General features: G+C 32.0%; 12 protein-coding genes. 3 read left to right on the top strand and 9 right to left on the bottom strand.

Translation table 11 applies throughout. The features are described from left to right. Window positions 1-41: 41 nt before the first annotated feature. Together KA814_RS08705 and fdaB are read right to left on the bottom strand one after the other, a co-directional pair. Entirely contained in the window at window positions 42-1,301 is a 1,260-nt protein-coding gene (locus tag KA814_RS08705; protein ID WP_046207747.1) for a UDP-N-acetylglucosamine 1-carboxyvinyltransferase, read from the bottom strand. Window positions 1,302-1,662: 361 nt separating this feature from the next. Continuing rightward, window positions 1,663-2,523, bottom strand: coding sequence for a class IIb fructose-bisphosphate aldolase FdaB (gene fdaB / locus KA814_RS08700; RefSeq protein ID WP_046207746.1), 861 nt, complete (start codon window positions 2,521-2,523; stop codon window positions 1,663-1,665). A gap of 220 nt (window positions 2,524-2,743) precedes the next feature. Between fdaB and KA814_RS08695 the strand changes: the two genes are divergently transcribed. After that, complete coding sequence (locus tag KA814_RS08695) at window positions 2,744-3,265, top strand: DUF2529 family protein (RefSeq protein WP_064209840.1); 522 nt, start codon at window positions 2,744-2,746, stop codon at window positions 3,263-3,265. A gap of 104 nt (window positions 3,266-3,369) precedes the next feature. Here KA814_RS08695 and KA814_RS08690 read toward each other — a convergent pair whose 3' ends face one another. From KA814_RS08690 to KA814_RS08675, 4 genes are all read right to left on the bottom strand, one after another. Beyond that, window positions 3,370-4,980, bottom strand: a complete 1,611-nt coding sequence (locus KA814_RS08690) for a CTP synthase (protein ID WP_046207744.1) — start codon at window positions 4,978-4,980, stop codon at window positions 3,370-3,372. Window positions 4,981-5,305: 325 nt separating this feature from the next. Continuing rightward, window positions 5,306-5,800 (bottom strand): DNA-directed RNA polymerase subunit delta, encoded by a 495-nt coding sequence (gene rpoE, locus KA814_RS08685; protein ID WP_210122723.1) that lies wholly within the window; start codon window positions 5,798-5,800, stop codon window positions 5,306-5,308. 115 nt (window positions 5,801-5,915) lie between these two features. After that, window positions 5,916-6,776, bottom strand: coding sequence for a GNAT family N-acetyltransferase (locus KA814_RS08680; RefSeq protein WP_064209838.1), 861 nt, complete (start codon window positions 6,774-6,776; stop codon window positions 5,916-5,918). Between the two features lie 86 nt (window positions 6,777-6,862). Further along, window positions 6,863-7,228 (bottom strand): VOC family protein, encoded by a 366-nt coding sequence (locus tag KA814_RS08675; protein WP_064209837.1) that lies wholly within the window; start codon window positions 7,226-7,228, stop codon window positions 6,863-6,865. Between the two features lie 91 nt (window positions 7,229-7,319). On the opposite strand from KA814_RS08675, the gene coaW reads away from it, so the two are divergent. Beyond that, the gene (gene coaW / locus KA814_RS08670) at window positions 7,320-8,120 is read left to right on the top strand and encodes a type II pantothenate kinase (RefSeq protein WP_046207741.1); all 801 of its coding nucleotides are present in this window, start codon (window positions 7,320-7,322) and stop codon (window positions 8,118-8,120) included. A gap of 141 nt (window positions 8,121-8,261) precedes the next feature. Here the strand turns inward: coaW and KA814_RS08665 are convergent, their stop codons facing one another. From KA814_RS08665 to KA814_RS08655, 3 genes are all read right to left on the bottom strand, one after another. Next, a complete protein-coding gene (locus KA814_RS08665; RefSeq protein ID WP_064209836.1) occupies window positions 8,262-8,927 on the bottom strand; it encodes a DUF2750 domain-containing protein in 666 nt (221 codons plus the stop codon). 164 nt (window positions 8,928-9,091) lie between these two features. Then, a complete protein-coding gene (gene ldmS / locus KA814_RS08660) occupies window positions 9,092-10,285 on the bottom strand; it encodes an L-aspartate--L-methionine ligase LdmS (protein ID WP_064209835.1) in 1,194 nt (397 codons plus the stop codon). Then, complete coding sequence (locus KA814_RS08655; protein ID WP_064209834.1) at window positions 10,282-11,466, bottom strand: M20 family metallopeptidase; 1,185 nt, start codon at window positions 11,464-11,466, stop codon at window positions 10,282-10,284. The genes ldmS and KA814_RS08655 overlap by 4 nt, the downstream gene beginning before the upstream one ends. A gap of 252 nt (window positions 11,467-11,718) precedes the next feature. Between KA814_RS08655 and KA814_RS08650 the strand changes: the two genes are divergently transcribed. Further along, window positions 11,719-12,189, top strand: a complete 471-nt coding sequence (locus KA814_RS08650) for an S-ribosylhomocysteine lyase (RefSeq protein ID WP_046207737.1) — start codon at window positions 11,719-11,721, stop codon at window positions 12,187-12,189. The last annotated feature ends 325 nt before the right edge of the window (window positions 12,190-12,514 follow it).

Raw genomic sequence — 12,514 nt, 5'->3', positions numbered from 1 at the left:
ATTTACTTTATACATTCAGTATAATTATTATACCACATGTTTTATATTTTTTCAGTCCAAATGTCTGCTCCAAGTGATTTTAGTGTTTTAACAATATTAGTATAACCACGATAAATATGTTTTACATTATAAATTGTAGTAACACCTTCAGCTAATAAGCCAGCTACAATTAGACAAGCACCTGCACGTAAATCACTCGCGTATACTTCTGCGCCTGTTAATTTAGATGGTTTGATTGTTGCAGTACCATTATCTGATGTAATATTAGCACCCATATTTTTAAGTTCTTCGACATGCTTGAATCGAGCTGGATAGATTGTTTCAGTCACAAAAGAAACTCCATCAGCCATAAATAATAATGGCGTAATAGGTTGTTGTAAATCTGTAGCAAAACCTGGGTATACTAATGTTTTAATATCTACACTAGAATATGGTGTACTTCTCTTAATTGTTACACTATCATCACCAACATTTATGTTTACACCAAGTTCTTTCAACTTAACAGTTAATGGCTCAACATGGGTAGGGATAATATTATTAATCACAATATCTTCACCACAAGCTGCGGCAATACACATATAAGTTCCTGCTTCAATTCTATCTGGTATCACTTGATGATGTGATCCATGTAAATGCTCAACACCTTTTATTTTGATTGTACTTGTACCAGCACCTTTAATATTAGCGCCTAAACTTGTTAAGAAGTTAGCTACATCAACCACTTCTGGTTCTTTCGCTGCGTTTTCAATTACAGTTTGTCCTTCAGCTCGTACTGCTGCCAACATAATATTAATCGTTGCACCTACACTAACGATATCTAAAAATATATTAGCACCTATTAAACGATCAGCTTCAATTTTCATAGATGTTTCACTGGATTCATCAACATGCGCTCCTAATGCTTTAAAACCCTTGATGTGTTGATCAATCGGTCGTGGACCTAATGGACAACCGCCAGGCAACCCAATTACACATTTTTTAAATCTACCTAACATTGCCCCCATCATATAATATGAAGCACGTAGTGATTCTACTTTATTATTAGGTAATGGAGCATTTTCAATTTCATTTGGATCAACTTCAAGTGTCGTGCCGTCTAGCTTTGCATCAATATTCAAATCACCTAATAAACTCACTAGCGTTTCAACATCTGAGATTTGTGGTAACCCTTCTATTGTAACTTTATCTTCCGCTAGAATTGTAGCTGGAATGATTGCTACAGCACTATTTTTTGCACCATGATTATTAACTTCACCTTTTAGTGTTTGACCGCCTCTAATTTTTATTACTTCTTGAGCCATTCGCTTGATCTCCTTTGCCTTTCAATCAGTATTTCAATTTAATTACATTATTTGCATTATAAAGTAAAAAAATGAAGTTTGCAAAACACACCAATGAAACAAAACTTTTTTAATTTTAAATTATGTATTGCTTCACTTTTATGTATACTATAATGATATTTTTATTCCCTATTTAATAGGGTTCAAATCTTATTTATCTTATTTCTGTTTAAAATTTATGTTGATATTTCAATTTGCTTAATTTTAACGCTCATAGATTATAACATAAAAAAATAAGACTGCGACATTAAAAATTGTCACAGCCTTACCGATTGAATCATCAAGATTACTTTAAAATATGCATCTTTCTATTATAGGCAGATTATTTAGCTCTATTTGATGTACCAAACTCTTTAATTTTACCCACTACTGTTGTTTTAATCGCTTCACGTGCTGGTCCTAAATACTTACGAGGATCATACATTTCTTTGTCATTGTCTAAAGCTTCACGTACTGCTTTTGCAGAAGCAATTTGATTTTCTGTATTAACATTTATTTTTGCAGTGCCAAATGGAATCGCTTTTTGAATATCTTTAGTTGGGATACCAGTTCCACCATGTAATACTAATGGTAAGCCAGTTGAAGCACCAATTTCTTCCATTTCTTTAAATCCTAATTTTGGTTCACCTTTATACGGTCCGTGAACTGAACCTAACGCTGGTGCTAAAGTATCAATACCTGTTCTTTCAACAAGCTCTTGACATTCTTTAGGATCTGCATAAATAACACCTTCAGCAACAACATCGTCTTCTTGTCCACCTACTGTACCTAATTCAGCTTCTACCGATACACCATGTTCGTGAGCATATTCAACTACTTTTGATGTAATTGCTACGTTATCTTCAAATGACTCATGAGAAGCATCAATCATAACTGATGTAAATCCAGCATCGATAGCTTCTTTACATTTATCAAAACTTGAACCATGGTCTAAGTGAATTGCAACTGGAATCGAAATTTCTTTATCGTGCATTAATCCTTCTACCATTTTAACTACTGTATAGAATCCGCCCATATAACGTGCTGCACCTTCAGAAACTCCTAAAATAACTGGAGCATTTTCTTCTTGTGAAGCTTCCAATATCGCTTGTGTAAATTCTAAGTTATTTAAGTTGTATTGGCCAACCGCATAACCATTTTCTTTTGCATCGATTAACATTTCTTTCATTGAAACTAAAGGCATGAAAGTTCCTCCTTAGTGCATTGAGCACATATTTTTACAATTTAATTATATCAAAATCCCAAACAATTTGCATTCTTCTATTCATTTGTAAGCGTTTTTAATTTATTTTTTTAATTTATTTCATTTAAATCAGTCTTTAGCATTCATATTTTTATATAAAATTGCAATATTTTCTATCATTATTTAAAATAAGTTGAGTGAATAGATCGGAGGTACATATATGTCTAAAATTTTAAACACACAATTAAATGGTGTTTTCAATCGAATTGAAGCACAAGATTTAGATATTCAAATGGCAGCTCAATGCTTAATTCAAGCAATAGGTGGAGAAGGTAATGTGTTTGTTAAAGGTTATGGGGACTTGAATTTTTTTGAAAATTATATTTTAAATAGTAATGAAAAGTTAGAATCTAGTGTTGCATTATCCTCACTTAATACATTCGAAGATATTGACACAACAGATAGAGTGTTTCTTTTTTCCCCTTACTATACTGAGAATGTTGAAAATGATGTTAAGTCATTAATTGCAAATGATGTAGACTTTGTCTTAATTTGTAATAAACCAAAAACAGGAAATTTTCCAGATCATTTATTTCATTTTGTTAATCTAAGTACACCAAGACCTATTGTGTATACCGAAAATTACGATAAAATTGTTATACCACATCCAATTGCATTCAACTACATTTATTATGATATATATACACAAATGGTTGAAATGGTTAGAGATTTAAATCTTTAACATCTAAATCACTATTATTCTTCATATCTCATCTAATTTAATAAACAAACTAACTTTAAAAAGGCTGAAACGAATGTCATCGTTTCAGCCTTTTTAATCAATATTTACTTTGTTTGTTGATGATTCAATGATGCTTCTACAAATGCTTTGAATATAGGTTGTGGTCGATTAGGTCTAGATAAGAATTCTGGATGAAATTGACATGCAACGAAGAAATCATTTTCAGGAATTTCTACCATTTCAATCAATCTACCGTCTGGACTAGTTCCAGAGAAAATCATACCTTTTTCTTCTAGTTGATCTCTATATTCATTATTGAACTCATAACGATGACGATGTCTTTCTTCTATATCTACTGCGTCATAGATTTTATGCGCTAAAGTTCCTTCTTTAATATGACATGGGTACAGCCCTAATCTTAACGTACCACCTAAATCTTCAATGTCTTTCTGTTCAGGCAATAGGTCAATGATCGGATGTGGCGTTGAGGGATCTAATTCTGCAGAGTGTGCATTTTCTAAGCCAAGTACATTTCTTGCAAACTCTACTGTAGCAAGTTGCATTCCTAAACAGATACCGAAATATGGTACATTATTCTCTCTCGCGTATTTGATAGCGGATATTTTTCCTTCACTTGCTCTGAATCCAAATCCACCAGGAACTAAAATGCCATCAACATCATTCAGTATATCATGTACATTTTCATCAGTTACTTCGCTAGAATCTATCCACTTAACTTCAATATCCTTTTTAAATGGATAACCTGCATGTTTTAACGATTCAACTACTGATAAATAAGCATCTTGAAGACTTACATATTTACCAACTAAGCCGATAGTTATTTTGCCATCTAAACTGTTTACTGTATCTAGTAAATACTGCCATTCGTCTAACTGAGTTTCATACTTTGCGTTAAGTTCTAAGCGTTGAATTACAATATCATCCATGTCCTGCTTACTTAATTGTAATGGAATTTCATAAAGTGAATCTGCATCGCGACATTCAATGACACTTTCTTTGTTAATATCACAGAATAAAGCAATTTTATCTTTTAAATCTTGTGTTAATTCATATTCTGTACGTACTACGATTAAGTCTGGTTGAATACCCAACCCACGAAGTTCTTTAACACTATGTTGTGTGGGTTTTGTTTTCATTTCACCGGCAGCTTTTATAAATGGTAAAAGTGTACAATGTACGTACATGACATTTTCACGACCCAAGTCACTACGAATTTGTCTAATCGCTTCTATAAATGGTAATGATTCAATATCTCCAGTAGTACCGCCAATTTCAGTAATAACTACATCAGCATTCGTACTTTCTCCTGCTAAAAGTAAACGTTCTTTAATTTCATTTGTAATATGAGGAATTACTTGAACTGTACCACCAAGGTAATCACCACGGCGTTCTTTTTTCAAAACATGTGAATAAACTTTACCAGCAGTAACATTTGAATACTTATTTAAATTAATGTCAATAAATCTTTCATAATGTCCTAAGTCTAAATCTGTTTCCGCACCATCATCAGTAACAAATACTTCACCGTGTTGGTATGGACTCATTGTACCTGGATCAACATTTAAATAGGGATCAAATTTTTGTATTGTAACTTTTAATCCTCTATCTTTTAATAAACGTCCTAAAGATGCTGCTGTGATACCTTTACCTAGTGAAGATACAACCCCACCAGTTACAAAAATAAATTTTGTCATTTTCTGCCTCCTATTATTAAAACAGTCATTCCCACAATACCAACAAAAATTTATGGCATGTTTCATTAATCATTGAAATAGTTATAATTTATGTAAACGTCTAAGCGTTATAATTTTTAAATATCATTATATTCACTAAAAATAACGTCATAAATTAAAATTTTATAAAATTTGTATAGTCATTTAAATAAAAAAATCGCTCCCTCTCACAGTATTTGCAAGGGGGAGCGTATAATATTTATACACGTCGTCCTAATTAAAGGAGCCCGAATAAAATTTTATCATTTTCGCAGAAAAAGTCAAATGAATATTGATAGATTAATGATTAATTTTCTTCATCTTCGTCATCGTCTTCATCAATAACGATTTCATTTTCAGGAATCTCTTCGTCAACTTCTTCTTCATCAGGTTCTTCGATTGTCTCTTGGTCATCAGTGACTGCTGGGATGTCATCATCGTCGTCTGCCTCATCTTCACCAAGTAATTTTAATGTTTTATCTTCTTCATCGTCATCGTCTAAAATGTCGAATTTTTGGATAGTTGGTGCTATTTTTTCTTCAATATCGGCAACTGAATACCAATCACGTAAGCCCCATATGTTTTCTCCAACATTTAGGAAACGACCATCTGTGTTTAAGTCTGTATAGAATTGAACAATTCTATTTTCAATTTCGTGGTCTTCGTAATGACCTAAAGCTTTAAATTCGTCAATAATATCATATAAGTTCATTGTATCGCCTTTTTCAAGTAATAATGTGTAGGCCATATCAATAAATGATTTCTCGTCAACCATTTCTTTAGTGTAATCTTGAATTCTCATTATTTATTCTTCCTTTCAGAGGCATTTATGCATTTATCCAAATCAGTACTATTCATCTTAAGTAATAATAACAAAAGTAAATTATAAATGACAATCCCTGATTTCGCAAACACTATTAATAATTAATATATTTTTCAAAAACAGAAAAATCTTCTGCCTTTTCAATTTCAACAAAATTACTGTTTACACATAGTGGTTTTAATTCATTATTTTCCCCATAAAGTGTAATCGTTATTAGCTTTATACCTTCAAAATGTTTTCGAATATATGTAGGTAATTGTCTCAATGCACTTTCCGCTATACCGTTATGTCTCTCTGCTTTATCAACTTCAATTGAATTAATATTCATACGCTGTTCATGTTGCTCAATTGCTATAAAACCTACCTTATTATCGTCTTTCATCATATCAATAATATGCACATCATAAGGTGATCTATCTCCATTTGCTGTTAGCTTTAAAGAAGATACATGTTTAGAATCTAAATCTAAATAATATAGACGTTCTTTGCCAATCGGGCCTTCTTCTTTTGTGGCAGCATGCATAAAACCTGCACGTTCATATACATTCCATGCACCTTTATTTTCCGCATCTACAACTAAGTATAAATGATTAAAATTTGGAAATAGCTTTTGAACATATTGTGGCAAATACATCATCATTTTTGTACCATACCCAAACCCTTGAAAATCTTCGTTTACAGATAAAGAACGAACATATATAACTTGTTTAGGTGTATCGTATCCTTCATGTTGATAATATTGATGTAAGACAAAAAAACCTACTACTTCTCCTTCATCATTCAAAGCAATATTAGCTACTCGGTCGTTATCCTTCAACGCATCACTAAGCACATCTTTTGGCAATGAAGAATATATCTGTTGGCGCTCACTTAATTTAAAATGACAAACAGCTGATTTATATTTTTCTTCAAAAACTTGTATTGTAATATTTTCAAACGTTTCTTTAATAAACATATTATATCCCCTATTGTGTTTAACTTTTATTAGTTATTAATACCACTTTTACACTAGTATAATCGAAAGTTGAACATTTTGTCTTATTAGTCTAAGAAACAATTCATGAGCCAGTTGACTTCAAATTGGTCTTTCACTTGTCCATGCATCGCATTAAAAAATGTTTTAGACAGAGGCATATGTGCGTCTCCCGCTTCGCTTAATTTATCATATACTTGTTTTTGAGTTTCCAAATCGTCGAAAGTTAAAATTATATTTGTGTTGTCATTGCTCCATTCCCGTCCATATGTGCTGGAAATATGTAATACAACTGTTTCATTAATATGGAGCTCCGCGTGTAAAATTTTACCGTTTGTTTCGTTTAATATTTTTTCGCTACCACCAAACGCATTTTTATAAAATGTTAATGCTTGTTCTACATCATCTACTTTAATAAAAGGGCTTAATTTCATTAAAACCATTCCTTTCTAATTTTCTATATTTGATTTTCCCTCATTTTATTATAATATAAGTTATAATGTAAATTTTTTAGGAGGTACACAGATGAAAATAGGCATTGATGCCGGCGGAACACTTATAAAAATTGTTCAAGATGATAATGGTAAACGACAATATACTACAAAATTAACTACTGAAATAAATGACGTCATTGAATGGTTGGAACAACAATCTTGTGAAAGTATCAGTTTAACAGGGGGGCAAGCTGGGACAATTCAAAATAGTTTAAATTGTGAATCTCGTATTTTTGTAGAGTTTGATGCTGCTGCAAAAGGCTTAGAACTCTTGTTAGAAGAACAAGGTCATCATTTAGATAATTATATTTTTACTAATGTTGGTACTGGAACATCATTGCATTATTCAAATGGCAAAGAACAACAACGTGTTGGTGGTGTCGGTACAGGCGGTGGTATGATACAAGGTTTGGGTTATTTATTAACTGGATTAAAAGATTACAAACAATTGACAGATACTGCCCAAAAAGGAGATCGCGAATTTATTGATTTAAAAGTAAAACATATCTATAAAGATAGTGAACCTCCTATTTCAGGAGATTTAACTGCTGCTAATTTCGGTCATGTGTTACATAATTTAGACAAGGATTTTTCAGATTCTGACAAATTAGCTTCATTGATTGGTGTCGTGGGAGAAGTCATTACTACGATGTCTATTACAGTAGCGAGAGAATATGGTACAGAAAACGTAGCTTATATCGGTTCTTCGTTCCACAATAATCATTTACTTAAAGAAGTTGTAAAAGATTATACGGTATTACGTGGTTTTAAACCATTTTATATTGAACACGGTGCCTTTTCCGGTGCACTAGGCGCAATTCATTTAAGTTAAAAAAATACCATGACATAAATGTAAAGAATTGTTTTTTCTTTACTTATGTCACGGTAAAAAATGAACGTAATTATTCCGTTTGAATATCACTATTCATTCAAACGGAATAATTACTTCCAACAGTGCTTGTATTCAATGATATTAAAACGGTAATTGATCTAATACTTTCTGAGCTGAGACTACGGTACCTACAACGCCTGATTTCAAATCAATCGCTACTGCTTTGTCATCATCTCTTAAAGTATCTAACCATTCTGCGAAGACTTCACCTTCTATTTCAATAATATCGCATTCTTCAAAATCTTCATTTCTTACTTTTTCTGCCCTATTTCTAATACTCCACACCGGCATAATATGTGGTTTTTGATGCTCATCATCACTAATCATAATGAATTGTTTGGCATCTTTATTAGATAAACCAAATACAGCATCTTCTTCTGCTACATCAATAACAAATTCTTTGAGACGAATTTCATCTAAATCTGACATCAATTCATTTGTAAAATCAATAATATTTACTAAATCACCATCTGTCTGAGATGAAGCATTCATCAACACTTCTTCACCTTCTGCAAACACATCATCCATTTCATATGTTACGAAACGATCAATATCAATTTTTTTAATCTTATCATAATCGGTGTCATGTTTATTTAAGAATGTTTCAGCTGTTTCTTTTTGAGTCCAAACACAAATGACATCTTTCCCTAAAATTTCATGTCTAATTAGTTGTTTTGACTTTGTTGCTATATAAAAATATTCATTTACCAGAATATCTTGAAAAAATGAACTTGCTTTATAAGACATAATCACACCTTCAATTCATTAAAATATTTAACTATATTTAAAATATAAATGAGTATAATACTATAGTCAATTAACGTCATACAATAAATATTAAAATTTTAATATATCTAAACAATAAACTAAGTTAACAAATCCTATTAACTGAATTTTTCCTATATTACTGATTATATTTTTAATTCTTTTAAAAATTGTTGTTCTAGTTTATCCACTTGTTCTTGAGATTGTCCATGCCAAATACATGCAAATCTTGAAGGAACGTTTTCATTATTATACCAATCACCATCATAATATGATAGCGGAAACAAGCAACCCTTACGAACATATTTTATAATTGTTTGGAAGAAATGTTCATTATCATGAGGTGCAATATAACTATAAAACTTTTGATATCCAGACTGAATTAATGGATCTAATAAAAGCATGCTTGTTGAGCCATTTTGTCTAAAATTTAAATCAATCGCAAATATATCACCGTGCTCATCTATAAGTAAATCAAAACCCGCAATGCCAAAATAACCTTTCGACACACCTATTTCCATGATTTCTTTGCCTGCTTGAATGACTGATTCAGGCACATCATGTACATTTTGATTACCACTATAATGTCCATATTTGTCTGTAATTTGCTCTGATGTACCTATATAGTGAATATCCCCTTCTTTTTCACATGCAAATTGCACGCAATAATTAGCTATTTCCTGAATTTTTTGTTCGATAATAATTGTGTCAGTCTCATCTTTTGCTTGTTCAATACGTGATTTTGCTTTAATCAAGTCCTCATCGTCATAACATATCATCACGCCATAACCGCCTGCAGTTGGTAAGTCATCACCAGGCTTCAAGACAAAAGGAAACGTCCAGTTTGTAATCGCATCTTCAAACGCTTCTACTTTTACCACTTCACGTGCAGGTAAATATTTTTGATTCGTCCATTCTGGAATGCGTGCTTTATTATTTAATGCAACAAAAATATCTTTATCCATTGCGTAATATTCTTTTTCTAAAATAGATTCACTATGAATATATTGAAAATAAATGCGTTTATTGTCTTGTTTGGCAAGTTTTTTTATTGTTTTTTCGTACGAAGTTTGATCATAAAAAGTATAGATATTGGTCGGCATTGGTTTGCCAATCAATTCCAATAACCTTTCCAATTTCTTTGTGACACTTGCTTGATGCACAATAACAGGCATTTGATCAGCTATAATCAATTCCCTACCAGTCAAAAAATTAGATTGATGTTCCTCTGGTTCTAACCATGGATTGGAAATATAAGATGGTCTAGAAGTATATACGACATCATCATTGTATAAATCACTAAGTGTTAATTTAGGGTGTTGAGTACTTAGTTTTTTCATTTTTTGTTCCCCTTTATATATTGGTGCTGTTCAACTATTTCATTAAGTTCTGCTTGATTTTCTATTAATTCTAATCCCATTAATGCAAGGATTTTAGCACCTCTTATTAAAGCTTGATCTCCATGGGCACTTCCTGCCGCCTCTCGAAAACGATGTGTATGTCCCACTAAATTTCTAGAACCTATTTTAATATGAGGATGAATCGTTGGTACAACGTGACTTACATTACCCGTATCTGTCGAGCCAAAACCAAAATCATCATCTATCACTGCCTCTCCCATTTTCGTAGCATATTTTGCAAATAAATCATCTAATTTGGGCGTTTTAATAAATTCATTAACACCATTTTGTATGGGACCAAATTCATAGTCACATCCCGTTTGAATCGCGGCTCCTTTTGCAATTTGCCCTACTCTATCAGTTAAAATATCCAATTCTTTACGAGATGTTGCACGTGTATAAAAGCGCGCATGTGTGTAGTCTGGGATAATATTAGCAGCTTTTCCACCATCTAATATAATACCATGAACCTTTTGACTTTTTTTGATATGCTGTCTTAGCTGAGCCACGCCATTAAAATATGTAATCATTGCATCTAAAGCATTTCTTGCTTCTTCAGCATTCTCAGACGCATGTGTACTTTTACCATAAAATTTAATGTCTAAAACATCTACCGCTAATGTGTTAATTGTTTTGTAAGTTTCATTTCCGGGATGTACCATTAAAGCAACATCCATTTCATCTACAATACCTTCTTTAACGTAAGCAGCTTTTGCGCTACCATTGACACCACCCTCTTCGGCTGGACAACCAAGTATTACTACTTTTCCACCCGTTTGTTCAATCACTTGCTTCAAAGCTATACCAGCAAATGTACTTGCCGTACCTATAATATTGTGTCCACAAGCATGTCCTAAGCCTGGTAAAGCATCATATTCTGCTAAAAAACCAATAGTTGGTCCATCGATGTCTGAATCATAACGCGCAATAAAGCCTGTAGCATAACCTGCAATATTTGTTTCAACATCAAACCCATGCTTCTCTAAATCTTCAATTAACGTTCTTGAAGCAAATATTTCTTCATTACCTAATTCAGGTCTTTGATGAATAAGGTGACTCAATTCTATGTATGTTAATTTTTCATTTTCTATATAATCTAATATGATTTGTTCATGTGTCATTTTCAATACAACTCCCTTGTACTACAACATTTTACACGTATTATAAAACTTATAAATAAAGCATATTTAATACTAAATGTGCAAAATACATTTTTATTATTACTTATTCTATCCGTTTTGATTAATTCTGTCATTATTTTTCTGAAATTTTAAAAAATGATATTTAGTTGTGTTTTCTAAAATTTATAGAAATTGTAAATAGCGTTACGTCTTGTTACAATTATGATAATTATTATTTTAGGAGGACATCACATGCCAAAAATGAACGTTGAAAGTTTTAATTTAGATCATACCAAAGTAGTAGCACCATTTGTTCGACTTGCAGGTAAAATGGAAGGTGCTAATGGAGATGTTATCCATAAATATGACATTCGTTTTAAACAACCAAACAAAGAACATATGGAAATGCCTGGTTTGCACTCACTTGAACATTTAATGGCTGAAAATATTAGAAATCATTCAGATAAAGTTGTTGATATAAGTCCAATGGGTTGTCAAACTGGTTTTTACGTATCTTTTATCAATCATAGTGATTATGATGATGTGTTAAGTATAATTGAACAAACACTTCAAGATGTATTATCTGCTACAGAAGTTCCAGCATGTAATGAAGTACAATGTGGTTGGGCTGCTAGCCATTCATTAGAAGGTGCCAAAGAAATTGCACAAGCATTTTTAGATAAAAAGAATCAATGGCATGATATTTATGGCGAAGGCAAATAATATCTTATTACCGTTGTAAAATAAGATACAAAAATCAAATTCAAAATATAAGTAACTATTTTTGAATAAGCACTGACAATATTCTAATTTATTTAAAAAGATTGCTTGATTTGAATCGTTATCATCTAATGTCAAAATACACAAGAATCTGAGACATAAAACCTAGAAAAATAGCACGCAGATGATTTAATTAATACATCTGCGTGCTTCTTTATTATTCAATACTGCGGCGTATTATTGTTGGCTCGCTTGCTTAAGAGGACGACTTCAGCCTGTCGTTTTCAGATTGTTCCGTTCCCTCAAGCGTCTCGCCAAAATACAACGT

The sequence above is a fragment of the Staphylococcus sp. GDY8P196P genome, from assembly GCF_017891705.1.
Lineage (GTDB): Bacteria > Bacillota > Bacilli > Staphylococcales > Staphylococcaceae > Staphylococcus > Staphylococcus ureilyticus.
Note: the sequence above shows the minus strand (reverse complement) of the source record. Positions and strands in the feature narration are given on the sequence as shown.

Bases quoted from the DNA above. Each gene is read 5' to 3' on its own strand.
- KA814_RS08705 (WP_046207747.1), bottom strand. From the start codon at position 1,301: ATGGCTCAAGAAGTAATAAAAATTAGAGGCGGTCAAACACTAAAAGGT.
- fdaB (WP_046207746.1), bottom strand. From the start codon at position 2,523: ATGCCTTTAGTTTCAATGAAAGAAATGTTAATCGATGCAAAAGAAAAT.
- KA814_RS08695 (WP_064209840.1), top strand. From the start codon at position 2,744: ATGTCTAAAATTTTAAACACACAATTAAATGGTGTTTTCAATCGAATT.
- KA814_RS08690 (WP_046207744.1), bottom strand. From the start codon at position 4,980: ATGACAAAATTTATTTTTGTAACTGGTGGGGTTGTATCTTCACTAGGT.
- rpoE (WP_210122723.1), bottom strand. From the start codon at position 5,800: ATGAGAATTCAAGATTACACTAAAGAAATGGTTGACGAGAAATCATTT.
- KA814_RS08680 (WP_064209838.1), bottom strand. From the start codon at position 6,776: ATGTTTATTAAAGAAACGTTTGAAAATATTACAATACAAGTTTTTGAA.
- KA814_RS08675 (WP_064209837.1), bottom strand. From the start codon at position 7,228: ATGAAATTAAGCCCTTTTATTAAAGTAGATGATGTAGAACAAGCATTA.
- coaW (WP_046207741.1), top strand. From the start codon at position 7,320: ATGAAAATAGGCATTGATGCCGGCGGAACACTTATAAAAATTGTTCAA.
- KA814_RS08665 (WP_064209836.1), bottom strand. From the start codon at position 8,927: ATGTCTTATAAAGCAAGTTCATTTTTTCAAGATATTCTGGTAAATGAA.
- ldmS (WP_064209835.1), bottom strand. From the start codon at position 10,285: ATGAAAAAACTAAGTACTCAACACCCTAAATTAACACTTAGTGATTTA.
- KA814_RS08655 (WP_064209834.1), bottom strand. From the start codon at position 11,466: ATGACACATGAACAAATCATATTAGATTATATAGAAAATGAAAAATTA.
- KA814_RS08650 (WP_046207737.1), top strand. From the start codon at position 11,719: ATGCCAAAAATGAACGTTGAAAGTTTTAATTTAGATCATACCAAAGTA.